Origin of the sequence: Desulfatiglans anilini DSM 4660, from assembly GCF_000422285.1 — a bacterium.
Classification (GTDB): Bacteria; Desulfobacterota; DSM-4660; order Desulfatiglandales; family Desulfatiglandaceae; genus Desulfatiglans; species Desulfatiglans anilini.
On record NZ_AULM01000005.1, the window covers coordinates 32,723 to 56,881 of the forward strand.

Sequence of the window (24,159 nt, forward strand, 5' to 3'; positions counted from 1 at the left end):
TCACCCCTCCACTGTCTGGGTCTTTGTCAGGATGACCAGGGTCAGGTCGAAGAGCTTCTCTTTGCCGGCCGAGAGAATTTGCAGCTGTTCGATCTTTTCGACGCAGCCCAGGGCATAAATCTGGATCAGAAAATCCCGCAGATTCGACCAGCCGCCCAGAAACCGAAGGCTCAGAGGCATCCGCTCCCCTGTGCCGGGGCTGCCCGGTTCGGGGCGGATGGTCTGCATCTCCATTCCGTGTCCGCGGGCGATGGCATCGATCTGCACCATGAGGTCCTCCAACTCCTCCAATGCGAGCGGAGAAGGCTCCGGGAGAGGGAAAGGCGGGTCGCCGATTTCCCGCAGTTCCTTCAACAGGTTTTGAAAGAGGGGGCCGAGCGTGTTTTGTTCGGCGATTTCCGCTTCCAGTCCCACAATGTGCGCTTCCGCTTTGCGCAACGCCTGATGAGAAGGGTAGACGGCCAGGAGAAACAACAAGGCCACCCCCGCACCGCACAGGATGAGATAGCGGATGCTCTGTCCGGGTATCAGGTCAAAGGCTTTTCGGTCCATAGACGGTCATCCGCATCACAAAATGGGTTTGCTCCGCCCCGCTGTCCACGAAACGGCGGGTCTGCTTTTCGACAACGGCGTTCCCGAAGAGGGGCGATGTTTCGAGCGCCGCCAGGTAGGCGCTCAGACGGATATCGAGGCTACGTTCCTCCCCGGACAGGATGCCCTCGATGACGGCGATCTTGACCACCGGAGAAGGATCCTGGGCCGGACCCTTCTTGGGATCGGGGGGCGCGGCCTTGTCCGGGGGGTTCTCGTCCGAGTAGCTGAACCGGACCAGTTGGATGTGCCCGGGTGTCTTGGCTGCGATTTCCTGCAGGATGGACAGGAGGGCATAGCGTTCCGAGAAATCGAGGAGTTGTTTGCGCTCTGCCTGGACCTTTTGCGCCAGATCGAGCAGGATGGCCCGGTTCACCCGCGGTGTGCGCCGGTTCAGCTCGGTCTCGAGGCGGGCGATTTCTGAATGCCGCTGTTCGACCACATGCTCCTGCCAGAACAGGAGGCCAAGCCCCAGGGCGACAACAGCCAAAAAGACAGCGAAAATGGCCCGGTTGAGAAGGCTGATCCGGGCGGTTTTCTCTCTGTCGAGCTGCGTCTCGAAAAGATTCGGGGTTTTCTGGGTCGGCATGGCGACAGCCAGAACGGAACTCGAACGACCGAATGCCCCGGGATCGGATGGGGGCGGCGTGCGCCATGCCAACGCGCCTTGGAGGCGGTCCGGGTCGATAGGCTCGACCGGGATTCCAAGGTGCTCCTGGATGGTTCTCAGGAGGGGTTCGTAATGGGTGATCTCTCCGACGGTAAAGACCTTTTCCACCCGGTGGGTGCCGGTGCTCTGCGCAAAATGGCTGAAGCTCAGTTCGGCCTGGCGCACCAGGCGCTCGATGGGGGGGGTGACGATCTTCAGGATGTCCCCCGCCCCGAAGGGTGCCTCCGCGGGACCGGATTCATGAGCATAGGGGGATGGGGTCAGCAGGGAAAGCATTCTCCGGCCGTGAGTGCTGCCGAACTCCAAGGCCTCTTCTCCCAGGGTGAGGCTGTCCTTGTCCCGCTCGAGGGAGAGGCGCGGGGCCGCAGTCCCCTCCTGGATGCCGCTTGCCATCAAGGCTTCGAAGAAGCTTTGCATGCCGGTCCGGACCGAGCGGGTGAAGACCAGTCGCTGGTTGGAAAAGATGCTGATGCAGGAGCCTGTCTCCCCGACATGCAGCAGGCCGAGGAGGCCGCTGGCCTCTTCGCCCGGCATGATCTGGATCATGTTCTGGAGGGCGAAGGGAGGCAGGGTCACCCCCTCCAGCGGGAACCCGGCGCGTGAAAAGCGGGCCTTGAGGCCGTTGACTTCGCTCCGGGGCAGCGTGTAGGCGAGGACCTCGGTCTTCGGAATGCCTCCTTCCGCTGTTTGGCCGAGGATCTCGTAATCGAAGAGGGTTTCGCGGTCATCGAAGCTTACGACCTTCCGCAGGCCCCAATAAACGGCCTGGGTCAGCCGTCTGCGGGTCAGACGCGGCACCTGCAGACGGCGGATGTCGCAGGTGCTGGGTTCAAGAAGGGCCCAAATGGACACCCGCCGCTCGCTGCCGCAGAAGGCGTTCAAAGTCTCCCGCAGCAGGCGCTGGACGGCGGTGCCGGTCGGATCTTTCGCCCTGGTTTCGAGCGCTGTCTCGAGATAGTCGAGGACCTCCCACGAGCCGGGGATGCCGCTCTTGAGCTTGCGGAGCTTAAAGAGCCGCAGGTGGGTGTGCGTCATCTCGACGCCGACGAAGAGCCGCTTTTTGGCGGGCAGAAGGCCCTTGAGGAGTGAGGAAGGGCGGGGGCGCTCAGACGGCTTGCCGTCATAAGAGGGACCCTGGCTGGTATCCGTTTCCGTGCGGGCAGAGGTTGGCTCTGCCTGGGGGGACAACGGGGTGTCTTTGCCTCGCAAAAGGACCTCCGGATGGTTTCGCTTGTAAGTATTAGACTTGAACGTGCAGACAAGAGCGAAGCCATACTAGAGAAATCTGGGGATTATGTAAAGTGAAAAACCTCGTTGATATGCCTTTCTGCGAAAAAAAGCGGTATTCTGTCCTACACCGGTCGATGTGTTCAAGATTCTTGTTATGGGTTCTTCAGTCTGGTGCAGATAAATGATGAAAGGGGGTGGGACTTTCGGGATGAACTCTAAACGTTTTGAACGGAAAAGTTATTTCTCGATATTTGAACGAGATTCATAATCATTCGTTTGCCGTAGTTTGAGGCCCGCGCGTGCCTTGGCAAGATTTTCGCTCGCAGTGACATAGAATGTTGTGCTCGCTTCGATGGCCCGTTCGAAGGCATGCATGGCCCTTTCATAATCACCCTTCTCAAGGTGAACGCAGCCGAGATTATTCCAGGCCTGGGCTTCGCCACCGGCCTTTTTGAAGGCCTGGAGGGCCTCCTCCTCGTTTCCCGCCCTTGCCAATGCCACGCCGAGGTTGTTGTAAACCCGGTCATGGGCATACCCGTTTTCTATCGCCGCATAAAAGCAAAGGACGGCCTTGTCGAGAAGCCCCGTCCGCAGGTAGGACACCCCCAGGTTGTTGTAGGTGGATCCTTCGCCGGGTTGCAGGCCAATGGCCTTCTCGTAGAAGGCGACCGCTTCGGGAAACCGTTTTTGCCGGTCGCGAAGGAGTCCCAAGTAAGCGTATGCCTTCCAGCGTTCGGTGTCGATTTCGACGGCCTTCTCCAGATGCCCTTCGGCCTCGGCGTATCTTCCCGTACGGTACAGGGCCTGCCCCATCCCCTCTTGGGCCGGGGCGTGCTCGGGGTCGAATCGGAGGACCTTTTGAAACTCCTTCAGGGCCTCCTCGTCGTTCCCCGCCAGGAGAAAAGCGAGGCCCTTCTTGTAAAGCAGCCGCGGGTTCGATCCATCGGATGCAAGAGCCTTTTCATATTGAAGGAAGGCCAGATAGAAATCCCCTTGCGCGATATGGGCGTCGCCCAAACGTTCATAATCCGCCGGGGTGAGATCTGGCAGGACCGGTTCGGAGCGGTCGACGACAGCGGATGCAGCCCGGCTGCGTGCCATGAGCTCCGACCGGAAATCCTGCTTCCGCGTGCCGCAACCGGCCAGGATGACGGCCGCCGCAACAGCGAGCGACACGGCACAGGCCACCCGGAATCGGCGGGATCGAGTCGGCACAGCGGATGTTCTGAGGGTTTCTTGCGTCATCGCCTCATCGGTTCAGAAATATTTCAAAGACACGGATCATGGCCGGGGCGGCCAGAACCACGAAAAGCGCCGGGAAAATGAACAGGATGCAGGGAATCGTCAGCTTTACCGAAAGCTTGCCGGCGATCTCCTCGGCCTTCTGAAAGCGTTTGCTGCGAAACGAATCGGAAAAGACGCGCAGGCTCCGGCTGACGCTGGTGCCGAACTGTTCAGTCTGGTTCAGAACTGTAACGAGGCTTTCGACATCGTCGAGGCCTGTTCTCACGGCGAGGGATTTGAGGGCTTCTTTGCGGGATTTTCCCGCCCGCATCTCGAGTGTGACGAGGGTCAGTTCTTTGCTCAGCTCGGGATGGGCCAGCTTGAGTTCCTGGGCCACGTGGCCGATCGCGGCGTTCAGTCCCATGCCGGCCTCCACACAGATGACCAGCAGATCGATGGCGTCCGGAAGCCCTTTGAAGATGGTGGTTCTCCGCTTGGAGAAACGGTTCTGGACCCAGAGGTTGGGAAGGTAGAAGCCTCCGAAGGCGAGTGCAAGGCCGATATAGAGGGTGAGCATAGGGCTCATCATTTTGAAGAGGAGCAGGCGCGCCAAAAGGAAGAGGAGGGGCGCGCCGATGCCGAGCAGGGTTTTCGCCCCCCAGAAGGAGGCGAGCACGTGCTCACCGTAAAGGCCTGCGCGGGCGAACATGATCCTGGAGGCGGAGGCATCCACGGATTTATCCGATGCGGCCTTGCTTCCGAGCGTCTTCAAGAAAGTCAAAAAGGGGTTTGCTTTGGGCTCCCGCTTTTCGGCCGGGGCATCGGGGACGGGCTCGGGGATGATTTCCAACTCCCTGATCTTGCGAATCAGCCTCTGCCGCCGCTGCCGATTCCGCGCGGAGTGATACGAAAGGCTGAGCAGGACGATAGTCACCAGAAACGCGAAGAGCGCAAGCATGATCGGGGGCTGGAACAAACGTGAAATCTGTTGGAAGATTTCCACCGGCTACACCTCGATCCTGATCATTCGGCGGATGACAAGGATGCCCAGGAACATCATGAAAACCGCGATGCCGAGAAAGAGTTTCCCCAAAGGCTCGGTCAGAAGGATGTCGATATAGCCGGGGTTGATGAAAAACAGTGCGACGGCCACCAGGCAGGGAATGGCGACCAGCACCATGGCCGTGGTCTTCCCTTCGGCCGAGATGGCGCGCACCTTGCCGCGGAATTTAAATCTCTGCCGGATGATGTCCGCAAGGTTCTCCATGACCTCCGCCAGATTTCCCCCGGTCTCGCGCTGGAGGATTACAACGGTCACGAAAAGGGACAGGTCGGGGTTGTCTACCCGCGCGGCCAGATTCTTCAATGCCTGTGTCACGCTCGGCCCGAAATTGATCTCATCGAGGGTCTGATCGAATTCGGGCCCCAGAGGATCATTGAATTCGTCGGCCACGATCTTCATGCCGCCGGTCAACGCGTGTCCGGCCCTGAGCGAGCGGGCAATCAGGTCCAGGGCATCCGGCAGCTGGCGTTCGAACTTGGCTATCTGCTGCTTGTGCCTGAACTTCAAATAGTAAAAAGGTGCGGCGGCCGCAAGCAAGGCGGTCAGCAAGCGTACGGCCGGATGGGTGAAAAGCAATTTTCCGAAAAGGAAGGTCGTCATGAAAAGAAGCAGGGACAACAGAACGAAAAAACCAGGGGGGTAGGAGGCCCTTGCCTGAACGATCATCCGGTCGAGCTTCCGGATGCCGGGCATGACGGCGAGTATCTTGTCCAGCAGGGGGACGCTGCTCAGCGCCCTGTTGCGCTCGATGTCGACGGTTTCCCTTCTTTGCTCGTAGGTCGAAAGGGCCTTGACCCTTTTTTTGGTCTTGACGGCATAGGGGTTCCTGAGCGTCCTGAACGTATACAAGAGGAGCTCGAGAACGACCACCGTAACGAGGAAGATGAGAATGCCGACAGCCAGAAGCTTCACGGGTGCGCTTATCCCCTCAGACATCCAGAATGTTGGAGGGATCGAAGAGATTCGGAGGCACTTTGACCCCTGCCACGGTGAACTTTTCCATGAAATGCGGCCTGATGCCGCTGAATTGGAACCGGCCTTTCACCCTGCCGTTCTCTCCGATGCCGGTTTGCCTGAAGGTGACGATCTCCTGCGTCGTGATGACGCTCCCTTCCATGCCGGAGAGCTCGATCAGGCTCATCATCTTTCTCGTCCCGTCCGAAAGCCTGGCGATGTGCACGATGATGTCGATAGCGCTGCTGATGTATTTCTTGATCGACTGGCTCGGGATATCGAAATTGGCCATGGAGACCATGGTCTCGAGGCGCAGGAGGGCGTCCCGGGCCGAGTTCGCATGAATGGTGGTGATGGAACCGTCATGCCCCGTGTTCATCGCCTGCAGCATATCGAGGGCCTCCCCGCCGCGAACCTCACCGAGCACGATCCGGTCGGGTCTCATCCGGAGGCAGTTTCTGACGAGATCCCTCTGGGTGACCTCGCCTTTGCCTTCGATGTTCGGCGGCCGGGTTTCGAGCCGGACGATGTGGACCTGTTTCAGCTGCAGTTCCGCTGCATCCTCGATGGTGATGATGCGCTCCCCTTCAGGGATGAAGCGGGAGAGGATGTTCAGGAAGGTCGTTTTTCCGCTGCCGGTTCCGCCGGCGATCAATATGTTGTGCCGGGTCTGCACGAGGCCCCTCAGAATGTCCGAGATCGTCTCCGGCACAGTCTTGAAGCGGATCAGATCCTCTATCTCCAGGGGCGTGACAGAGAACCGCCTGATGGAGAGGATGGGGCCCTCCAGGGCCAAGGGCGGGATGATGACGTTTACCCGCGAGCCGTCGGCGAGCCGTGCGTCCACCATGGGATTGGATTCGTCCACCCGCCGCCCGACGGCGGAGACGATCTTGTCGATGATGCGCATAAGGTGCTGATTGTCTTTGAAACGGGCGTTGGTGGGCTCGAGCTTCCCGAACCGCTCGACGTAGACCTGGTTGTAGGCATTGACCAGGATATCCGAGACGGTCGGGTCCTTCAGCATGGGTTCGAGCAGACCCAGCCCCAAAACCTCGTCCTCGAGCTCGGACAGGACCTTTTCCCTTTCCGTCAGATTGAGGGGAAGCTCGGAGTTTTCCTTCAGGATCTTCTCGAGCAGACTTCGGATCCTGGATCGGAGCGTTTCAGGGTCCAGACGGTCGAACACCGAGAAATCAAGGGTGTCCAAAAGGCGATCATGGACCTTCGACCGGAAGTTGAAATACTCATCCGGCAGCTGTTTGGGACTCGAGGGTTGTTGGGTGGCGGGTCGGGCATTGAATCGCATATCAGGTGTTCACTCCTTAACGCTTGAGGAATCTCAGAAACTGTCTGCCCTTTGAGGCTTTTTGCCTGTCCGGAGGGATGAGGGTATCCGTCAAGCGCTTCAAGGCATTCGATATCTCTGCTTTAGGGGCGAGATCGATCAAAGGTTTCCCCAGGTTGATGGCGGTCATCGTTGTGTAATAGTCATTTGGAAGAACGAAGAAAAAATCTTGGCCGATAGCCTCCTCGGCATCCTTCAAAGCGATGTCCGATTTCTTCAGGCATCGGTTTGCGATGACGTTAATGTGCTCTTTCGGATATCCGAGTTCCTTGTAGGAATGCAGCAATTTCCTTGTGTTGGCAAGGCACGGCAGGCTCAGAATGCAAAGGAGCAGTAAATGGTCCGCCATCTCGAGGATGGCGAGAGAGGTCTCATCCGTGGAGTGACCGGTATCGACGACGATAAATCTGTAAATTTCCTTGAGCAGCATGAGGATATGTCGAGCGATCTCAGGTGTCGCCCTCTCATTACCGCTTAACGAATGGGGCGAAGCGAGAACATCGAGACCCGATGAATGCTTGGTCATGACGCTGGCAAGAAACGTATTGTCGAGCCGGTCTATATTCCGTGAGATTTCTCCCCAGTGATATTTTGGATGAATATCCAAAAAAACCGGTATCTCTCCGGAAACGAAGTTCATGTCGACCAGAACCACGCTCGGGCGTGATTTTCTTTTTGCCAGGTTGACGGCCAGGTTGACGGCTGCCGTCGTGGTCCCCACCCCGCCTTTGCTCCCGGTTACGTGAAGGATCTTGCAGCTTTGCTCATCGTCCACGCCGGAGGTCGAAGGCGTATGCCTCAGCCTGAACCCTTCGAGCGCGTGCTTTACCTCCTCGACTGGAATGGGTTGGGGGAAGAATTCCTTCACCCCGAGCCGCATGGCGCGTCTCAGCAGACCGGGATCGACTTTGTCGGAAGTGAGAAAAATCTCCCCTACAGCCTTCTTCTCGAGGAGCGATTCGATCAATGCGAACTGCGCTTCGACCTTATCTCCCAGTTCCAGGATCAAGAGATCGGGCCGCCGTTTGTCCGTGGGATTCAGAATGTCGAATCCCTCTGTAAATCTGATTATCTCTTTGAAGGTTTCCGTGTTTGTGTTATCGGTTGACAAACTGACCAAGATGGTGTCTTTGGGCATCAAAGCTCCTATGCCTGCAATATATATAATCTGTGAAATCTGTTTGATCTATCAATAAAAGCAATCTGCTACTGCACCAGGACCGGATGTTTCGCCAGAATGCCGAAATTGTTCATGGATGAGTTTCCAGTCGGCTTATGCGGGCTACAATCAGGGATGAAGTATATGGTGTTTTTCATGAAATCAGCCGGCGTATTATTGCTGTAAACTGAATTCAGGCGAAAATGTTTGGCGAAGGAGATCCAACATGCCTCTCTTCCTTCGGCAGTGCCGAGATCGATCGAATTTCCGTCGGCGTCCATGAGGCAATCCGCCGCCTGGCTCCAATCCGAAATACCCATTTCCGGGAGGCCTTCCATCTCCACAGGGATATCGTTAAACTTTGATACGGAGGCGTTGTCTTTCGCCCATACGATATGAAGCGTCAGCACCCCCACCAAACCCAATCTCCCGCTTGGATTGCGGCTGTCTCCGCAGTCGATGACGGGCAGCGTCACCTTCCAGGGTGTGGTTTTGTTCGTGATCTTTTCCCAGCAGTAAACCAGATCGTCATATAATGGCTGCACGGCCCCGCCGGTGGTTGAAAGCCCCAAGTTGAAGAAGATCGGATCCGTGTTTCCGCCTTCACAAACGGGGCGGTCGATAAAGGGGAGGATATCGTTCGTATTGGCCCCTCCGTCCTGGTCCAGGTTCGCCCATGCCGCGGTATTGAAGGTATCCGCGTTGTTGCCGCTGTTGGTGGTGCGTCCGTAATCGCATGTGTACTTTCCGTGGACGCTTTGATCGTGCGTGATGGCCTGTGCGCAGAGGGTGAAGGGCAGATCCACGTCATATGGCTCTATGGAGCCGGCGAACCCGATCCATGCAACCGCAGTGGCCTCCAGAGCGAACCCTTCATAGCCGAAGATCCGCGCGAAAAAGGCCGTCACAGGGGTGCTCTCCCGCTTCACAGCCACTCGAACCGCATTGATAAAGTCCGTGTTTTCGGCCAACTGCTCATCGCTGACATCCCAGAGTTCGGTCGGCAATGTGGAGGCGTTCTCCACAAAGGTGTGGCTGATCCAGTTCCAGTGTCCTCGCTGGATGTCGCCGGTGTTGGAAGCATAATCCTCTCCGGTCTCGATTGCAACCCCCTGGCTCAGATGGGCGATCGCCGTTTCATAGGCGGTCTCGTTGGCCCCGGGATTGACAGCCGAACCGTCCTCGAGGTAAAGGACCTGCGCGCCGGCCAGGGCGGCGGCATCGGCGGCATTCTGAAGCTCGTTCTTGGCCGCCAGCAGATTGGCGATGTCGATGGCCAGGGCGGCGAACCCGATCAGGATAACGATAGAGAAGGCGGTCAGGATGGCGACCGCACCCTTCTGGTCCCTCAGCATGGCGGGCAAAAACATCTCATCGCTCCTCTGCTTCTGGAGTCATCAGCTCGAAACGCTGTCCTGGTTCTCTTTGCGCATGACACTCGTGGCGCTGAGCGTGATCGAGCCGTCCAAGGTCCCGGAGAAAAAGGCTGTGAGGAAATCCGGCAAAATAAGAAAGGTGTAGGGGTACTGGATGGTGACCTGGATATGCTTGTGTCCGTTCAAATCCACGGAGGGATCGACGTCAACGGTGGCGGTGCTGCCGGCGCAGCCAAGGGAAATGAGGTTGTCCAGGATATACTGATCGATGATTCCCTCTATGTAATCCTGAGTGGGGTCTTCCTCGCGGTAGAGACTCCCCGCGCGGGCGCCTTCACGACTGGCGTTGGTGATCATCGCCTTGTCGTAGAGGAGGATGCTGAACTCGATGATCCCGATCAGGATGAGGAGCAGGAGAGGCAGGATGATCGCGAATTCTATGGCGGCCACGCCACGCACATCCTTCATGCCTGTCGGAAAGCGAATAGGGGATGATGATTTCATAGCAGCCTGTTCCCCGTGCGCAGTCCCGTCCAAAATACGTTCCAATTCCCCGCCTGCTTTATGCGGGCCTACATGCCGGAGGACCCGAAGCTGATGCTGTAAACCGGCCTGGGCGCCGCCTTTTCAAAACTCTTGTGATATTTGTTCATGATGCTGCCGGCCGTCTGGCCATCGATCGCTTCGACCGGTCGAGCACGCTCTTCCGATTCTACGGGATGGATGATCTGGCTGTCCCTGACGGTTTCAAAGGATTGCCCCCAACGGGCATCGAGCGGCATTTCCTTTTTGACGAACATCTCCTTGCAGGCGCAGCCAATCTGCAGGCTGAGAAGAAACGCCGCCAATTGCAGCCATATCACATGTCTGGTCACCACGTCGCTCTCCCTTGCGAGGCTGTTGGCGATGTTGCGATCCAATGGAGCGCCTCACGAAAACCGCTTCGTGTTCGAGCTTCATTTTCGGATGAAAGTTCTAGTTAGATTCCGGCAGGCTGTAGCCAAATGGCCCCTCCACTTCGCCGTGAATCGTCGGCATGCGCTTGTCTCCGCGCCCCTCGATCAAGCCTTCCAGGAAGAATTCCTTGTAACTCGGCTCTGTGAAATGCTCCCCCGGCAAAACCACATCCTTCGGCTCGAGGGGCTTAACGAGGTGAGGCGTTGCGATGATCACGAGCTCCGTCTCGCTCTTCTGAAAGGAGCTGCTCCTGAACAGTGCACCGAGGATCGGGATGTTGCCGAGAAGCGGGTATTTCTGAACATCTTCCTTGATGGTTTCCTGAAGCAGGCCGGCGATGGCGAAGCTCTGGCCGTCGCCAAGTTCAATGACGGTGGCGGCCTTCCGAGTGCTCAGACCCGGGATGACGTAGCCTTCCAGGCGCAGGGCGAAGCTGAAGTCGAGTTCGGAAACCTCCGGTTCGACCTGGATGCTGATCTTGTCCTCGTTCAAAACCGTGGGGGTGAAGACGAGTCTCACACCGAATTCCTTGAACTCGATGGTGGTTTCCCCGAACCCGCCTGAAATGGGGATGGGGTATTCCCCTCCAGCCAGAAAGGAGGCGGTCTGCCCGCTCTGGGTGATCAGGGTGGGCTTGGCGAGGATCTTTACCAGGCCGTCCTGGTTGAGCGCGTCGATGAAGCCGGTCCAGGTGACGTTGCCGGTCGTGAAGCGGAAGAGGGCGTCCACAGCGGAGCTGTAAGCCAGCCCCAGTGGACCAGCCCCCAAGACCGCATCAGTTGGCTTGACCACCTGGCTGAGTCCTCCGAGCGTCGTGATCCCGAAATTGCCGCCCCTGGTGACCGCAGTGATGTTAATCCCCAGCCGGTTGGCGATGGTGCGCTTCATCTCGGCTATCCGCACTTCCAGCATGACCTGGTGGATTCCGCCCACTTGCACCAGGTTGATGATTTTCCCTCTGGTGTCGTCAGCGTTTTTCGGCGTGAAGGCCTCGGCGAGAGACAATGCGTGGGAGAGCTTTGCGGTGCTCGAAACCCTTCCCAAAAGGGTGATGGAATCGCTCGTAGCGATCACTTGCAGATCCTTTTCTTCGGGGAAAACCTCGTGCAGCTTCTCTTTGAGGCGCGACACGTCGTAGACGACTTCGATGTCGCGCACGGTAAAGCGCTTATCGTCATGCCAGATAATCAGGTTCGTGATCCCGGCGGATTTTCCGGTCAGATAGATCTGATGGGGCGAAACGACCACATATTGGAGGACGGCCGGGTCGGGCTCCGATATCCGCGTGATAGGCCTGGGCGTTTCGAAGATCATCGAACGGCCGGAAACGAGGGTCAATTTTTCGGCCTCGGACAGAGAACCCTGCGCTCTTGCGTTTCCATCGATTGTTATCAGTACAGTCAGGAAGGGGAGCAGGATTGCTGCAAGAGCGATGGCAGGCAAACCCGGTCGAACGCGAAAATGAGCCGTCATGGGTTTTCCTCAATTGCCGGTGAAGGGAATACTCAACGTGGACACCTGCCCGTTCCGTATGACCTCTATCGTGTGCTGCCGCGGCAGCCGCTCGAAGGTGACCGCCGGCGCCGGCTCCGGCTCGGATACGGCCTGAGGGGCCGTGTAGGAGGCAAGAGTCCCTGAGATATCGGCGCCTTGGGTGAAGACGATATCCTGGTCCATCAGATTTTTCAAGGCGAATTGGAGCACGCCCTGTGTGGCGGCAAGGCTCAATTTTTCCCCCTCTTCCGCCGTTACCTCCAGGGTGTAAACGTCCACCGGGTTGGGTTTCCCTTCGGCGTCTTCGACCATCGTCGAACCGGTGGCAAGGACCGGAATGTTTTGAAGCACGACCTTGGTAACGTCCTTATCCTGGTCCCTCTCGGGGTCTTCGAGTGTAGCGAGGACGTCCACGCGGCTGCCCGGGGTGATGAACCCGGCCAGTCCCATGACCTTATCCCCGCGGACGGCGACGGCCCGTTTTCCGGGCGTTACAACCGCCGCCACTCCCCCAGTCTTGACATCGATGGGGGCGAGGCGCGACTCCGTGACAGGTTCCTGTTCCTTGAACGAGGTGATGGTCACCCGGCCTTCAAGGAGTTGAGGGTCGGAAAAATAACCCTTGGGCACGCTTTCTTTCAGATATTTGACCGTCTTCAGCATCTCGGGCTTAAGCCTGGTTCCCCATGGAATATCACCCAAGGCTGCCACAACCGGAACCGCCTCGGTCGGTTGGACCACAGTTACCTGTGTTGATGCACCCTGAACGCGCAGCCAGCGATACAGGTAGAGACTCACCACTCCTGCAATGATCAGCGCCAGCAAAAAAGGAATGACCGCTTTCCACCTTCCCATCTCGGACCTCTCAAAAACCTGTCGAAAAAAAGTGCGGGGAAGTCAGCAGCCCGTTCGGGCTGCCAAAAAAACGGAGGAGGGTGATCACCATGAGATCAGACGGTAGCCCGTGACTTCGGACAGCATAAAAATAAAAGTCCCCGCTGCAATCGCAATCCCGTAAAACAGCTTGGGTTTCGGTGCGTTGCTTGGGGATTGAGCGGAGCTGAACTGCCGGGTGTAAAAAAAAGTTTTGAGTGTCGTCGCATAGCTTGGAAGGGCTTTTCGGGCATAATCTCGTTTGACGGCCAGGAGAATAACGGCGTAAATCCCACCGCAAACAGCTGTAAACAGAGTTACCAGGACGACGCTCTTTGCGCCGAGTACCGCTCCGATCGCACCCAGAAGTTTGGTGTCACCCGCCCCCATGACACCCATTAGGTAGGGCAAGAGAAACAGACCAATTCCGGCACCCAATCCACCGACGCTGAAAAGCAGTCCATCTAACCCATTAATTATAAAGTGAAAAGACAACCCCGCAACCATGGTTCCAAATGTAATGAGATTGGGCACTTTATGAATTCGGTAATCATAGATGGCAGCAATTAGCAAAATTACAGTCATACACAAGTGAATTATTATGGGAGAATTTGCTAAGTGGTCCATAAGATACTTCGAAAGAATGGATAGATATGCCTATATCTGTAATAAAAGGATAAGGTGTAAAATGCGATCACTAAATCACCAGACCCTCGATATGGTCAAAGGTCTGGTGACTTTCAGATTTTAAATGTCCTAACCTGCGGTGTCAAGTGCAGTGGAAACATCGCCGAATATGCCAGTTAAACTGTCACCTAGTGCTCCTAAAGCAACAATTATACCAACCGCTACCAATGCCGCGATCAAGCCGTACTCGATAGCCGTCACACCCTCTTCATCCTTCAAGAAACTCCATAATCTCGACATGTGCAGTCCTCCTCTCCCCTTGGAAGTCATGTGGTGCTCCAAAAATTAAACCCGAACCGAAAAAGCCTTCCTCCTTGGACCAACCGAGTTTCCGTGTCACTGTTTTTTAGGTTTATCCACCCCCTTCCAATAAATAAGTGGCCAAAACTTTCGCGCAGAGTCCGCCTCCTTGGCAGGTGTTCATCAAAGCGCTGCAGGATCGATTCGTTATGCCAGGCATGCCTTTAGCCACTCCTGTAGGGTGTGTCTCGAGCAAGGATACGAGCCAGCGCTTCAAAAAACCGAGGAGCACCCTGAGAAAGCAACTTGAGCTCATTCTCAGTGGAGGCTGAATGTTCCCGCGAATAGGGGAGGGAAAAGTAGAGGAGGAATCAGGTAAGCAATCACTCCTTTGCTCGGATGGCATGGGATACCATCGAAGACCAGCACAGCCCGGAGTTCAGGCCATACAAAGAAGCAACTCCATCACCTGTCTCGACACTCACTAAAGGCAACCCGGCTGTCTCGGAGAGACCCTAGGCTTTCCGTCCCCACCTCGCGATGGCTTAGGCTTTTTCTATAGCTGAGTCGACTTTTCTAGATAAGATGTTATGCAGAGTATAAAAGGACAGCCCTTATTGTCAAGTAAAAAAATGGTTTAGGGGGGAATCCTGCAGGAAATGTGAGAAAAATTCCTGCAAAGGGAACAGCTGGAGGCGTGGATGGCCCGACTTTCTGATTTGCGGTCAGCCCGATTTTGTCTGTCCAAAACAAGCGCTCGCTTGGAGGCGGCCTGAAGGCGGCGCGTAGCGAGAGGTGGACATTGACGCCGAGAATGGCAAAAAGAGGATTGCCGGCCCGATTTGAGGGCGGTGATGCCTTGTGTATAGTCCTTGCGTGGATTTTCGGGGTATGATAATTATAATAAATTTATTTTGCAGACAAAGCGAGGGGTGCACGTGGCTTTCAGGAAGGACGAGTTCCGTTCGAGATACGATTCCCATCGCGTTCTCTTGCGGGGCATGGAGGCGTAAGGGGTTGGCCAAAGGGTCGAACGGGAGTTCTGCTCCGCCTGAGGTGCGGAAGAAGATCGTCTTTCCCGAACAGGAATTCTTCCAGAGCCTGGTCGGGGAGAAGAACCGCAACCTGCAGCTTTTGGAAACGAAGCTCGGGGTGGCGGCCCATGTCCGTGGGAACAGCGTCCTGCTGGAGGGCGGGGACTGGGAGGTGGAGCTTGCCGAGACGACGCTGCGCCAGCTCTACGAACTGATCAAGGTGCGCTACCCTGTTTATACGAATGACGTAGACTACGCGGTGCGGATCCTTCGGGCGGACCCGAAGGCGGACATCAAGAAAGTCTTCCGCGACGAGGTCTACATCCCATCGAGCAAAAAACTCATCACGCCGAAGACGATCCACCAGAAGGCCTACATGGATGCGATCCGGCGCTACGACATGGTCTTCGGGATCGGCCCCGCAGGGACCGGTAAGACCTACCTGGCCATGGCCATGGCGATCTCCTTCCTGTTGAAAAAATCGGTCAAACGGGTGGTGCTGGCCCGGCCTGCGGTCGAGGCGGGGGAGCGCCTGGGGTTTCTGCCGGGTGACCTGGCGGAGAAGGTCAACCCCTATCTCCGGCCCCTTTACGATGCCCTGCACGACATGATGGATTTCGAGAGCGCCTCGCGGCTCCTGCAGCAGGGCGTGATCGAGGTGGCCCCGCTTGCCTTCATGCGGGGCAGGACATTGAACGACTCGTTTGTGATCCTCGACGAGGCCCAGAACGCGACCCCCGAGCAGATGAAGATGTTCCTGACGCGGCTCGGGTTCAGCTCGAAGGCCGTGATCACGGGGGATGTCACCCAGACGGACCTTCCCGAGGGGAAGATCTCGGGCCTGGTGCAGGCCCGGAGGATCCTCGAGGGGATCAGCGGAATTTGTTTCATCGAGTTTTCGCGCGAAGACGTGATCCGGCACCCATTGGTGCAGGAGATCATCGACGCCTATGAGCGGACCGAGAGCGGAAAGGCTCCGGCCGGCAATGGGCCCAGCCCGGAGGCGGCATGAAGATTCTGAACTTGCGGACCGGAAAAGACGCGGCGGCGAAACAGCGCAGCAAACCCCCGGCCAGGCGGCGCGAGAAGCCCTCAGGGGCGAGGTGGCTGCCTCGGTTTTTCAAGGACCCCGAATCGCAGCGCTGGATGATCCTGATCGGACTCAGCTGCGTGGTGGCGCTCTTGATCTACCCGAGCGGCTTCAGCAGGACGGTGGAATACAAGGTCGGGGACGTGGCGGAGCGGGATGTCAAGGCCTCACGGGACTTCCTGGTGGAAAACGAGCTCCTGACCGCGAAGAACCGTCAGGAGGCGGAGAAGGCGGTATTGTCGGTCTACGACTTCGACCGGAGCGGCGGGAACCTGGTCCAGCGGGTGAATGAGGCGTTTCGGGTCGGGCGGGAATACGTAGCGGCTGTGAAGGCCGTGGCCGAAGCCCGGAAAAAGGCCGAAGAGGAGGCGGCTGCAGGGGAGGCGGAGAAGACCCCGCCGGCAGAGCCGGAGTCGGAGGTCTTGAACGAGGCCGCTGTGCGCGACGGCTTTTTCGAACTCCTCGAGCTCCCCGTGGACGAGGCGGTTTTCAGGACCTTGATGGCGGCCGGGTTTCCGGAAGAGGCCGAGAAGTGGGTGGTGGAACTCGTCCGCCCGGTGATTGAGAGGGGGGTCGTGAGCAACAAGTCGATGCTCATGAGCCAGAGCGAGAAGGGAATCCTCCTGCACGACATCCAGAGCGGGAAGGAGACCGAGGTCAGCGACCTCACGACCTTCTACAGCCTCGAGAGCGCGCGGCAGACCATCCTGTCGCGGCGGGACGAGCTGCGCAAGGCGATGCTGCCGAGCGCCTTGGTCAACCTGTGCCTCGATATGGCCGCCGCGGTCGTCAAACCGAATCTCACCTTCAACAAACGGGAGACGGAGATGCGGGTCGACGAGGCGCGCAAGACCGTCAAGCCCTTCTACTATGTCGTGAAGAAGGGTGAGATGCTGGTGCGCGAAGGGGAGCGGGTGACGGAGGAGCATGTCCGCAAGCTGGCGGAGCAGAACAAGCGGCTGAGCCGGGAAGGCGGGCTGGGGAGGATACCGGCGATCGCGCTCCTCTTCATGCTGCTTCTATCGGGCATGTACATGACAGGGCTGATACGGCGGAAGATTCCGACGAGCGAGACGCGGGACCTGCTCTTCAACGCCCTGGTCATCCTGACGGTGTTTCTCCTGCTGCTCGCCGCCGACATCGTGTCGCAGGAGGTCGCGCGGGGGTTCCACTTCTTCAGCCCGCGGGCCCTGCTCTACGCCGCCCCGGTGGCGAGCGGCGCGATGCTGGTCTCCGTCTTCATGGGCATGCGGGTGGCGGCGAGTTTTTCCGTGGTGGCGGCCGTGCTGGCATCGATGGCGGTCGGGGGGCAGGCGGCGTTTTTCATCTATTTCTTCGTGAGCGCGCTCGTCGGGGCCTACGGCGTCACGCACTGCCGGGAGCGCGGCGTCTTGATCCGGAGCGGTCTCAAGGTGAGCCTGGTCAATGTGCTCATGGCAGGGGCCATCGAGGCCATCGTCGGGAATTTCTACTCGGTCGAGAGCCTTATTGCGGCTGCGGCGGCCTTTGTAGGCGGGGTTTTGGCCGGGGTCGTGACGACCGGACTGCTGCCGTTGATCGAGATGTCCTTCGGGTATACGACCGACATCAAGCTCCTGGAGCTGTCGAACCTGGACCAACCGCTCCTGAAGGAACTGATGGTGCAGGCGCCCGGCACGTATCATCACAGCGTGATCGTGAGCAACATGGTCGAGGCCGCGGCGCCGGCGGTCGGGGCGAACCCGCTCCTGGCGAAGGTCGCCGCGTATTACCACGACATCGGCAAGGCCCGCAAGCCGCTCTATTTCATCGAGAATCAGATGGGCTGCGAGAACCGGCACGAACGGCTGGCGCCATCCATGAGCGCCCTCATCCTCATCTCGCACGTCAAGGACGGGGTGGATCTGGCGAGGCGCTACAAGCTCGGCAAAGAGATCACCGACATCATCATGCAGCACCACGGGACGAGCCTGATCCATTTCTTCTTCGAGAAGGCCAAGGAGCAGGCCGAGAAGAAGGGCCTGAAGGCGCAGCAGGTGAAGGAAGAGGACTTCCGCTACCCGGGCCCGAGGCCGCAGACCAAGGAGGCCGGCCTCGTGATGCTGGCGGACATCGTGGAGGCGGCGTCCAAGACGCTGGTGGATCCGACAGGCGCCAGGATCCAGGGCCTGGTCCAGAAGATGATCAACAAGGCCTTTTCCGACGGGCAGCTCGACGAATGCGAGCTGACGCTGAAGGATCTGCACGAGATCGCGAAGAGCTTCAACAAGACCCTGAGCGGGATCTTCCACCATCGGATCGAGTATCCGGATGCCGCGAAGGCCGCGCCGCAGCGGCTGCGGGAGAAGGCGGCCCAAAGCGCCGAGGCCTCCGAGCGGCGGTCGGTGCCGATGGAGCGGGCGGCCGACGGAAAGTGGGCGGTGAATGGACATACAGATACAGTTCCGGAGGCGGATCAGAGACCTCGGCGTCCGGAAGATCAGAAGGAAACTGGAGAGAGCCTTAAGCGTCTTGGGCTCTGAGGCGAAGGAACTGAGCGTGCTGTTCGTGGACGACGCCGAGATGGCGGAGTTGAACGAGCGCTATCGCAGCCGGAGCGGCCCGACGAATGTGCTCTCCTTCCCCATGGGAGGCGACCCTTTGGAGCCCGAGACCGTGATGCTCGGGGACGTGGTGATCTCGGTCGACACGGCGCGAAGGGAGGCCCGAGCGGCGGGTGAGAACCTGGAGGAGGCCGTGGACCGGCTGCTTGTCCACGGACTGCTTCACCTCCTGGGTTATGACCACGAACGGGGGGAGGCGGAGGCGTCGGCGATGGAGCGCGAAGAACGAAGCGTGCTTGCACGCATGCGAGAGGAAGCGTAATGGCGAGATTGGCAGTGAATGTGGATCATGTGGCGACGGTGCGGCAGGCGCGCGGAGGGCGGGAGCCGGATCCGGTCGCGGCCGCCGTGATGGCGGAGCTCGCGGGGGCGGAGGGGATCATCTGCCACCTGAGGGAAGACCGCCGGCACCTGCAGGACCGGGATCTGAGGGTCCTTCGCGAGGTGGTGCAGACCCGGCTCAACATGGAGATGGCGGCGACCGACGAGATGATCCGGATCGCGGGGGAAGTCAAGCCCGACCTCGTGACCCTGGTCCCGGAAAAGCGCCAGGAACTGACGACGGAGGGCGGACTCGACGTCTACGGGAGCAGGGAACGGTTCAAGGATGTGGTCCAACGGATGCACGGGGCGGGGATCCAGGTGAGCTTTTTCGTCGACCCCGATACGCGGCAGATCGAAAGCGCCGCCGAGTGCGGGGGGGACATTGTCGAAATCCACACCGGCGCCTACGCGGAGGCCGCTACGGAGGCTGCGGCGCGGGGGCAGCTGGCGACGATCGCCACAGCCGTCAACGTGAGTTCACAGCTCGGTCTGCGCGTGAGCGCGGGGCACGGTTTGAACTACATCAACGTCAAGCGCTTCCACCGCATCCCCTTGATCGAGGAGTACAGCATCGGGCACACGATCGTCGCGCGGGCGGTGCTGGTCGGTTTCGAGCGGGCCGTGCGCGAGATGCTCGAGCTCGTCCGGAATTTTTAGCGGGACCGGCGCAGAAATGATCTACGGGATCGGCGTCGACCTGGTCCACATCAGGCGGATCGAGAAGGCGCTCGAACGGTGGGGGGAGCGTTTCACGCATCGGGTCTTCACCGCGGGGGAACGGACGCGCTGTTCGCGGCGCCCGCGGCCGGCGGCGGCCTTTGCCCTCTATTTCGCGGCGAAGGAGGCCTTCTCGAAGGCGATCGGCCTCGGGATGCGCCAGGGGGTGCGTTGGGCGGACATCGAGGTGGTCCATGACCGCCGGGGGAAACCAGGGCTGCGCCTGGCGGGTGCGTCGGCGGCGCACTGCCGGCGGGAGGGGGTCGCTTCGGCCTATTTGAGCCTGTCGGATGACGGGGCCTATGGGATCGCGATGGTGGTGCTGGAAAAGGCTTGCGGAGAGGCCGCGGGCGGGGGAAATTTGGACCTCGTGAGAGCGGGATTCGGCGGGGGATCCGCCGGGAGCAGAGAGGGGAGGAGACCCATGTTGATCGCCAGCGATATCATGACCACCGATGTGGTGACGGTGAAAAAGGAGACGCCGCTCAAGGAACTGGCCACGATTCTGTATCAGCGGCACATCAATGGTGTTCCGGTTGTGGACGACGATGGGAGGCTTATCGGGATCATCTGCGAGAGCGATCTCATCCGCAAGGACCGCAAGCTCCACATTCCGACGGTCTTCACGCTCCTCGACGGGCTGATCTTCCTCGAGCGGCCGAAGAAGATGGAAGAAGAGATCAAGCGGCTCGGGGCGAGCGTCGTCGAGGACCTTTACAGCCGGGACGTGATCACGGTCGAGGAGCGTACGCCGATCGACGAGATCGCGACCATCATGAGCGAGAAGAAGGCCTACACGATCCCCGTGATGGACGGGGAGCGGATCGTGGGCATCATCGGCAAGGCGGATCTCATCAGGACGCTTGTAGGGTGAGCCCCGATCGTGTTATATACCGTGCGGCCTCGGAGCGCGATACGATCGCCTTCGGACGCCGGCTCGGGAGGCTGCTCGAACCGGGGGACGTGCTGGTGCTGAGCGGGGATCTCGGGGTGGGGAAGACCTGCTTTGCGAAGGGCCTGGCCCAGGGGCTGGATGTCCCGGCCGGGCAGGTGATCACGAGCCCCTCGTTCGCGCTCGTCAACGAGTACGAGGGCCGGTGCCCCTTCTTCCACATGGATGTCTATCGGCTCGAGCGTGTGGAAGAGATCGTCGCGGCCGGGCTGGAAGAGTATCTTTATCAGGGAGGGGTGACGGCGATCGAGTGGGGTGAACGGTGCCCCGAGATCCTCCCTGAAGGGCATCTGCTCGTGAGGCTGAGCATCCTCGGGGATCTGTCCCGGGAGATCGTCATGGAAGGGTCCGCCGGGCGGGCCCTTATCCTATTGGAAGGCGTGAATCAATTGCTGGGTTGAGGTTGACGAATGGCACTAGTGGTACAGAAGTTCGGAGGAACGTCGGTCGGCAGCATCGAGAAGATCCGGAACGTCGCGCGGAGGGTCATCGACACGTTCAAAGAGGGGAACCGGATGGTGGTGGTCCTGTCGGCCATGGCGGGGCAGACGGACGGGTTGATCAAGCTGGCGAAGGAGATGACGCCCGATCCCGACCCGCGGGAACTGGACGTCCTGATGGCGACGGGCGAGCAGGTGAGCGTGGCGCTCTTTTCGATGGCGGTGAAGGACATGGGCTACGATGCCTGTTCCCTGCTGGGATTCCAGGTGGCCATCCACACGAGCGACCTTTACGGTAAGGCGCGGATCCATGAGATCGACCACGAGCGGATCACGCACGAGCTTTCGGCGAACCGGATCGTGACCGTGGCGGGCTTTCAGGGGTTGGACGAAGCAGGAAACATCACCACGCTCGGGCGCGGCGGATCCGACACGACGGCGGTGGCACTGGCGGCGGCGCTCAATGCCGATGTCTGCGAGATCTTCACCGATGTGGAAGGGGTGTACACCACTGATCCGCACGTCTGCCCCCAGGCGCGGAAGATGGACTCGATCTCGTACGAAGAGATGCTCGAGATGGCGAGCCTCGGGGCCAAGGTGCTGGAGATACGTTCGGTGGAGTTTGCCAAAAAATTCAACGTGCCCATCCATGTGAGGTCCACGTTCAGCAACGAAAGGGGTACGATGGTGATCGGTGAAACGAAGGACATGGAGAAGGTGGCGGTTTCGAGCATCGCCTACAACAAGAACGAGGCCCGTGTGACGATCCGGCGCGTGCCGGACCACCCCGGGATCGCGTCGCAGATCTTCGACTCCGTTTTTAAGGCGGGGATCGTGGTCGATATGATCGTCCAGAACACAAGCGAGGACGGCTACACGGATCTGACCTTCACGGTGCCGAAGCCGGACTTCATGAAGACCATGAAGCTCGTGAGCCAGGTGGCGGAGAAGATCGGCGCCGAGAAGGTTCTCGGCGACGAGAACATCGCCAAGGTGTCCATCATCGGCGTCGGGATGCGGAGCCACGCGGGCGTCGCCAAGAAGATGTTCGAGACCCTGGCGGCGGAAAACATCAATATCATCATGATCAGCACCTCCGAGATCAAGGTCTCGTGTGTGATCGAGGAGAAGTACACGGAGCTGGCGGTGCGTGTCCTGCATGAGGCGTTTGGTCTCGAGAATCCCTAGAGACGACCACCGTCTGGTGCGCGGCGGTCTGCTGCTCCTACTGCTGCTTTTGATTCCCCAGGCCCTGGCGGCGTTGTTGGATTCCGCTTCACCCCCCATTTTCAGGGGTGAGGCGGTTTTTGTTGAGGTCGTGCAGGCGGGGGGCGAAGCGTCGGTCTTCGCCTTCGAGCGGGAGCCGCGGCTCTCGGAGTTGACGGCCAGGCTCGCAACGGAGGGAAGAGCGGGTTCTGCCCGGGCCGGTGGGGAGAGGCTCCTACGCTCCGGAGATCGGGTGGAGTTCTGGGAAGGGGGCCCAGCGGCTGTGGTCATGCCTCAGGGGATGTCCGCGTTTTTCAAATGGACTCTCCGGATCCCCATCGAACTGAACCGGGTGGACCTGGAAGGGTTGACGGTCCTGCCGGGAATCGGCCCCAGGCTGGCCGGGCGGATTGTGGCGGAAAGGGAACGGCGCGGCGGGTTCAAGTCGCTCGAGGAGCTGATGCTGGTCGAAGGGATCGGGCCGGTGACATGGTCGAGAATCCGGCCCTATCTGACCCTCGAGGATTCCCGTCCTTTGGCTCGGGGCCCACTGCACCGATCGAGCCGCTTCGATCCGGCGGCGGTGTGCCCGCCGAGTGATCCCGGGCTCTATCATTGCGGGAGGGGGCGGCACGCGCCGGTCGAAATCCGGCTGCACGCTGAACAGGCCGAGCTTTATCCACGTGCAGATTCGAAGGCTGGACGTGGAGCGGCTCGGCTGGATCGCGTCTCCTCTGTTCAAATGTGCAAAGGTCCATTGAACCGGTCGATTCTGCCGCGTCGACAGGCCCTGCCGGAAATGCCGCCGGCGGATGGTTTCAGAGGAAAAGGCATCCGGCCCGGCTGGGTTCGATCAGAGGCGGCCGCAATGCGGAAGAGGACGTTTTGCTGATTCTGGGCATCGATACATCGTGTGATGACACCTCCGCCGGCCTGCTGCGGGACGGGCGCGAAGTGCTCGCCAACGTGGTGCACTCGCAGATCGCGCTGCATCACCGGCACGGCGGCGTCGTCCCGGAGCTGGCCTCGCGGGAGCACTTGAGGAACCTGATCCCCGTGGTCGAAGAGGCCCTGAAGGCCGGGGAGGCGGACTTCAGGGATCTCGATGCGATCGCCGTAACGCAGGGGCCGGGGCTTGTCGGAAGCCTGCTGGTCGGGCTCTACTATGCCAAGGCGCTGGCTTTTTCGCTCGAGATACCCCTCATCGCGGTCAACCACCTCGAGGCCCATCTGCTTTCGATCTTCCTGGAGCCCGAGACGCCGCCCTTTCCCTATGCGGCACTGACGGTCTCGGGCGGGCACACGCAGCTCTACCACGTGCGGGGCTACGGGGATTATACGCTCTTGGGGCAGACGGTGGACGACGCGGCCGGGGAGGCCTTCGACAAGGTGGCCAAGATCTTCGGGCTCGGGTACCCCGGCGGGCGGGTGATCGAGGCCCTCGCCCGGAGCGGAGATGCGGGGGCGATCCGTTTTCCGAGGGCCTGGATGGGGAAAGAGTCGCTGGATTTCAGCTTCAGCGGCCTCAAGACGGCCGTCCTGCTTCAGCACCGGAGTTGGGCCGAGGCGCCCGAGGCGGAGCGGGCCTGCTCCCTGGCGGACATGGCCGCCGCTTTCCAGGAGGCGGTGGTGGACGTCCTCGTCCAGAAGACATTGGCGGCCGTCGAAAGAATGGGTGTCTCAGCCGCGGCGGTCGCGGGGGGCGTCGCCTGCAACGGCCGTCTGCGGGGGCGCATGAGCGCTGCCGCACAGGAGAGAGGAATCTCGGTCTTTTATCCCCGTCCGGCCTATTGTACAGACAATGGGGCGATGATCGCCCTGACCGGGTACCACCGTTTCCTGAAGGGTGAAACGGCGGGTCTCGACGTGGATGCGCGCTCCAAGTTTCCGATGGATGACCTTCCGGGGGGGCGGCGTGGTGAACTGCAGGGGTAAGGAGTTGGGTGTG

General features: G+C 59.5%; 23 protein-coding genes and 1 riboswitch. Of the genes, 9 read left to right on the forward strand and 14 right to left on the reverse strand.

Annotation, left to right across the window (positions count from 1 at the left end):
* The 14 genes from H567_RS0106830 to H567_RS27780 form a co-directional block, all read right to left on the reverse strand.
* A complete protein-coding gene (locus tag H567_RS0106830) occupies nt 1–552 on the reverse strand; it encodes a type 4a pilus biogenesis protein PilO (RefSeq protein WP_028320836.1) in 552 nt (183 codons plus the stop codon).
* Nucleotides 533–2,470, reverse strand: a complete 1,938-nt coding sequence (locus tag H567_RS0106835) for a type IV pilus biogenesis protein PilM (protein WP_028320837.1) — start codon at nt 2,468–2,470, stop codon at nt 533–535. Before H567_RS0106835 ends, H567_RS0106830 begins: the two co-directional genes overlap by 20 nt.
* 258 nt (nt 2,471–2,728) lie before the next feature.
* The gene (locus H567_RS23480; protein WP_084516976.1) at nt 2,729–3,736 is read right to left on the reverse strand and encodes a tetratricopeptide repeat protein; all 1,008 of its coding nucleotides are present in this window, start codon (nt 3,734–3,736) and stop codon (nt 2,729–2,731) included.
* 4 nt (nt 3,737–3,740) lie between these two features.
* Nucleotides 3,741–4,718 (reverse strand): type II secretion system F family protein, encoded by a 978-nt coding sequence (locus tag H567_RS23485; RefSeq protein ID WP_051184559.1) that lies wholly within the window; start codon nt 4,716–4,718, stop codon nt 3,741–3,743.
* A gap of 3 nt (nt 4,719–4,721) precedes the next feature.
* On the reverse strand, nt 4,722–5,690 hold the full coding sequence (locus H567_RS0106850; protein WP_051184560.1) for a type II secretion system F family protein: 969 nt from the start codon (nt 5,688–5,690) through the stop codon (nt 4,722–4,724).
* A 16-nt stretch (nt 5,691–5,706) separates the two neighbouring features.
* Nucleotides 5,707–7,041: a TadA family conjugal transfer-associated ATPase gene (locus tag H567_RS23490; protein ID WP_051184561.1), complete on the reverse strand. Its 1,335-nt coding sequence runs from the start codon at nt 7,039–7,041 to the stop codon at nt 5,707–5,709.
* Nucleotides 7,042–7,057: 16 nt separating this feature from the next.
* A complete protein-coding gene (locus tag H567_RS23495; RefSeq protein WP_051184562.1) occupies nt 7,058–8,218 on the reverse strand; it encodes a CpaE/TadZ family protein in 1,161 nt (386 codons plus the stop codon).
* 68 nt (nt 8,219–8,286) lie between these two features.
* On the reverse strand, nt 8,287–9,609 hold the full coding sequence (locus tag H567_RS0106865) for a TadG family pilus assembly protein (protein WP_028320839.1): 1,323 nt from the start codon (nt 9,607–9,609) through the stop codon (nt 8,287–8,289).
* A 27-nt stretch (nt 9,610–9,636) separates the two neighbouring features.
* Nucleotides 9,637–10,065 (reverse strand): TadE/TadG family type IV pilus assembly protein, encoded by a 429-nt coding sequence (locus tag H567_RS0106870; protein WP_051184563.1) that lies wholly within the window; start codon nt 10,063–10,065, stop codon nt 9,637–9,639.
* Between the two features lie 122 nt (nt 10,066–10,187).
* Nucleotides 10,188–10,535 (reverse strand): hypothetical protein, encoded by a 348-nt coding sequence (locus H567_RS23500; RefSeq protein ID WP_035253621.1) that lies wholly within the window; start codon nt 10,533–10,535, stop codon nt 10,188–10,190.
* Nucleotides 10,536–10,590: 55 nt separating this feature from the next.
* Nucleotides 10,591–12,045, reverse strand: coding sequence for a type II and III secretion system protein family protein (locus H567_RS23505; protein ID WP_051184564.1), 1,455 nt, complete (start codon nt 12,043–12,045; stop codon nt 10,591–10,593).
* 9 nt (nt 12,046–12,054) lie between these two features.
* Nucleotides 12,055–12,921 (reverse strand): Flp pilus assembly protein CpaB, encoded by an 867-nt coding sequence (gene cpaB / locus H567_RS0106885; RefSeq protein WP_028320841.1) that lies wholly within the window; start codon nt 12,919–12,921, stop codon nt 12,055–12,057.
* Between the two features lie 84 nt (nt 12,922–13,005).
* On the reverse strand, nt 13,006–13,566 hold the full coding sequence (locus H567_RS0106890; RefSeq protein WP_035253623.1) for an A24 family peptidase: 561 nt from the start codon (nt 13,564–13,566) through the stop codon (nt 13,006–13,008).
* 129 nt (nt 13,567–13,695) lie between these two features.
* Nucleotides 13,696–13,866: a Flp family type IVb pilin gene (locus H567_RS27780; RefSeq protein ID WP_084516978.1), complete on the reverse strand. Its 171-nt coding sequence runs from the start codon at nt 13,864–13,866 to the stop codon at nt 13,696–13,698.
* A gap of 486 nt (nt 13,867–14,352) precedes the next feature.
* Nucleotides 14,353–14,427, reverse strand: a riboswitch (cyclic di-GMP riboswitch).
* Nucleotides 14,428–14,883: 456 nt separating this feature from the next.
* Between H567_RS27780 and H567_RS23510 the strand changes: the two genes are divergently transcribed.
* The 9 genes from H567_RS23510 to tsaD are packed head-to-tail and all read left to right on the forward strand — an operon-like array spanning nt 14,884 to nt 24,146.
* Nucleotides 14,884–15,912 carry a PhoH family protein gene (locus H567_RS23510; protein WP_051184565.1) on the forward strand — a complete coding sequence of 343 codons (1,029 nt, stop codon included), beginning with the start codon at nt 14,884–14,886 and terminating at the stop codon, nt 15,910–15,912.
* Nucleotides 15,909–18,491, forward strand: a complete 2,583-nt coding sequence (locus H567_RS23515) for an HD family phosphohydrolase (protein ID WP_051184566.1) — start codon at nt 15,909–15,911, stop codon at nt 18,489–18,491. The genes H567_RS23510 and H567_RS23515 overlap by 4 nt, the downstream gene beginning before the upstream one ends.
* Nucleotides 18,481–18,834 carry an rRNA maturation RNase YbeY gene (gene ybeY, locus H567_RS23520; protein WP_035253624.1) on the forward strand — a complete coding sequence of 118 codons (354 nt, stop codon included), beginning with the start codon at nt 18,481–18,483 and terminating at the stop codon, nt 18,832–18,834. Before H567_RS23515 ends, ybeY begins: the two co-directional genes overlap by 11 nt.
* Nucleotides 18,834–19,553, forward strand: coding sequence for a pyridoxine 5'-phosphate synthase (locus H567_RS0106915; RefSeq protein WP_028320843.1), 720 nt, complete (start codon nt 18,834–18,836; stop codon nt 19,551–19,553). The genes ybeY and H567_RS0106915 overlap by 1 nt, the downstream gene beginning before the upstream one ends.
* A 16-nt stretch (nt 19,554–19,569) precedes the next feature.
* A complete protein-coding gene (gene acpS, locus H567_RS29570) occupies nt 19,570–20,487 on the forward strand; it encodes a holo-ACP synthase (RefSeq protein ID WP_084516982.1) in 918 nt (305 codons plus the stop codon).
* Entirely contained in the window at nt 20,484–20,966 is a 483-nt protein-coding gene (gene tsaE, locus H567_RS0106925; protein ID WP_051184567.1) for a tRNA (adenosine(37)-N6)-threonylcarbamoyltransferase complex ATPase subunit type 1 TsaE, read from the forward strand. Before acpS ends, tsaE begins: the two co-directional genes overlap by 4 nt.
* Before the next feature lie 9 nt (nt 20,967–20,975).
* Nucleotides 20,976–22,193 (forward strand): aspartate kinase, encoded by a 1,218-nt coding sequence (locus H567_RS0106930; protein ID WP_028320846.1) that lies wholly within the window; start codon nt 20,976–20,978, stop codon nt 22,191–22,193.
* A complete protein-coding gene (locus H567_RS29290; RefSeq protein WP_084516984.1) occupies nt 22,165–23,103 on the forward strand; it encodes a ComEA family DNA-binding protein in 939 nt (312 codons plus the stop codon). Before H567_RS0106930 ends, H567_RS29290 begins: the two co-directional genes overlap by 29 nt.
* Nucleotides 23,097–24,146, forward strand: a complete 1,050-nt coding sequence (tsaD, locus tag H567_RS0106940; protein ID WP_028320847.1) for a tRNA (adenosine(37)-N6)-threonylcarbamoyltransferase complex transferase subunit TsaD — start codon at nt 23,097–23,099, stop codon at nt 24,144–24,146. Before H567_RS29290 ends, tsaD begins: the two co-directional genes overlap by 7 nt.
* Nucleotides 24,147–24,159: the final 13 nt, after the last annotated feature.

What these genes read in the sequence shown, in the direction of transcription:
- H567_RS0106830 (WP_028320836.1), bottom strand. Translation starts at nt 552, where the DNA reads ATGGACCGAAAAGCCTTTGACCTGATACCCGGACAGAGCATCCGCTAT.
- H567_RS23480 (WP_084516976.1), bottom strand. Translation starts at nt 3,736, where the DNA reads ATGACGCAAGAAACCCTCAGAACATCCGCTGTGCCGACTCGATCCCGC.
- H567_RS23490 (WP_051184561.1), bottom strand. Translation starts at nt 7,041, where the DNA reads ATGCGATTCAATGCCCGACCCGCCACCCAACAACCCTCGAGTCCCAAA.
- H567_RS23495 (WP_051184562.1), bottom strand. Translation starts at nt 8,218, where the DNA reads ATGCCCAAAGACACCATCTTGGTCAGTTTGTCAACCGATAACACAAAC.
- H567_RS0106865 (WP_028320839.1), bottom strand. Translation starts at nt 9,609, where the DNA reads ATGTTTTTGCCCGCCATGCTGAGGGACCAGAAGGGTGCGGTCGCCATC.
- H567_RS23505 (WP_051184564.1), bottom strand. Translation starts at nt 12,045, where the DNA reads ATGACGGCTCATTTTCGCGTTCGACCGGGTTTGCCTGCCATCGCTCTT.
- cpaB (WP_028320841.1), bottom strand. Translation starts at nt 12,921, where the DNA reads ATGGGAAGGTGGAAAGCGGTCATTCCTTTTTTGCTGGCGCTGATCATT.
- H567_RS0106890 (WP_035253623.1), bottom strand. Translation starts at nt 13,566, where the DNA reads ATGGACCACTTAGCAAATTCTCCCATAATAATTCACTTGTGTATGACT.
- H567_RS27780 (WP_084516978.1), bottom strand. Translation starts at nt 13,866, where the DNA reads ATGTCGAGATTATGGAGTTTCTTGAAGGATGAAGAGGGTGTGACGGCT.
- H567_RS23515 (WP_051184566.1), top strand. Translation starts at nt 15,909, where the DNA reads ATGAAGATTCTGAACTTGCGGACCGGAAAAGACGCGGCGGCGAAACAG.
- H567_RS0106915 (WP_028320843.1), top strand. Translation starts at nt 18,834, where the DNA reads ATGGCGAGATTGGCAGTGAATGTGGATCATGTGGCGACGGTGCGGCAG.
- acpS (WP_084516982.1), top strand. Translation starts at nt 19,570, where the DNA reads ATGATCTACGGGATCGGCGTCGACCTGGTCCACATCAGGCGGATCGAG.
- H567_RS0106930 (WP_028320846.1), top strand. Translation starts at nt 20,976, where the DNA reads ATGGCACTAGTGGTACAGAAGTTCGGAGGAACGTCGGTCGGCAGCATC.
- H567_RS29290 (WP_084516984.1), top strand. Translation starts at nt 22,165, where the DNA reads ATGAGGCGTTTGGTCTCGAGAATCCCTAGAGACGACCACCGTCTGGTG.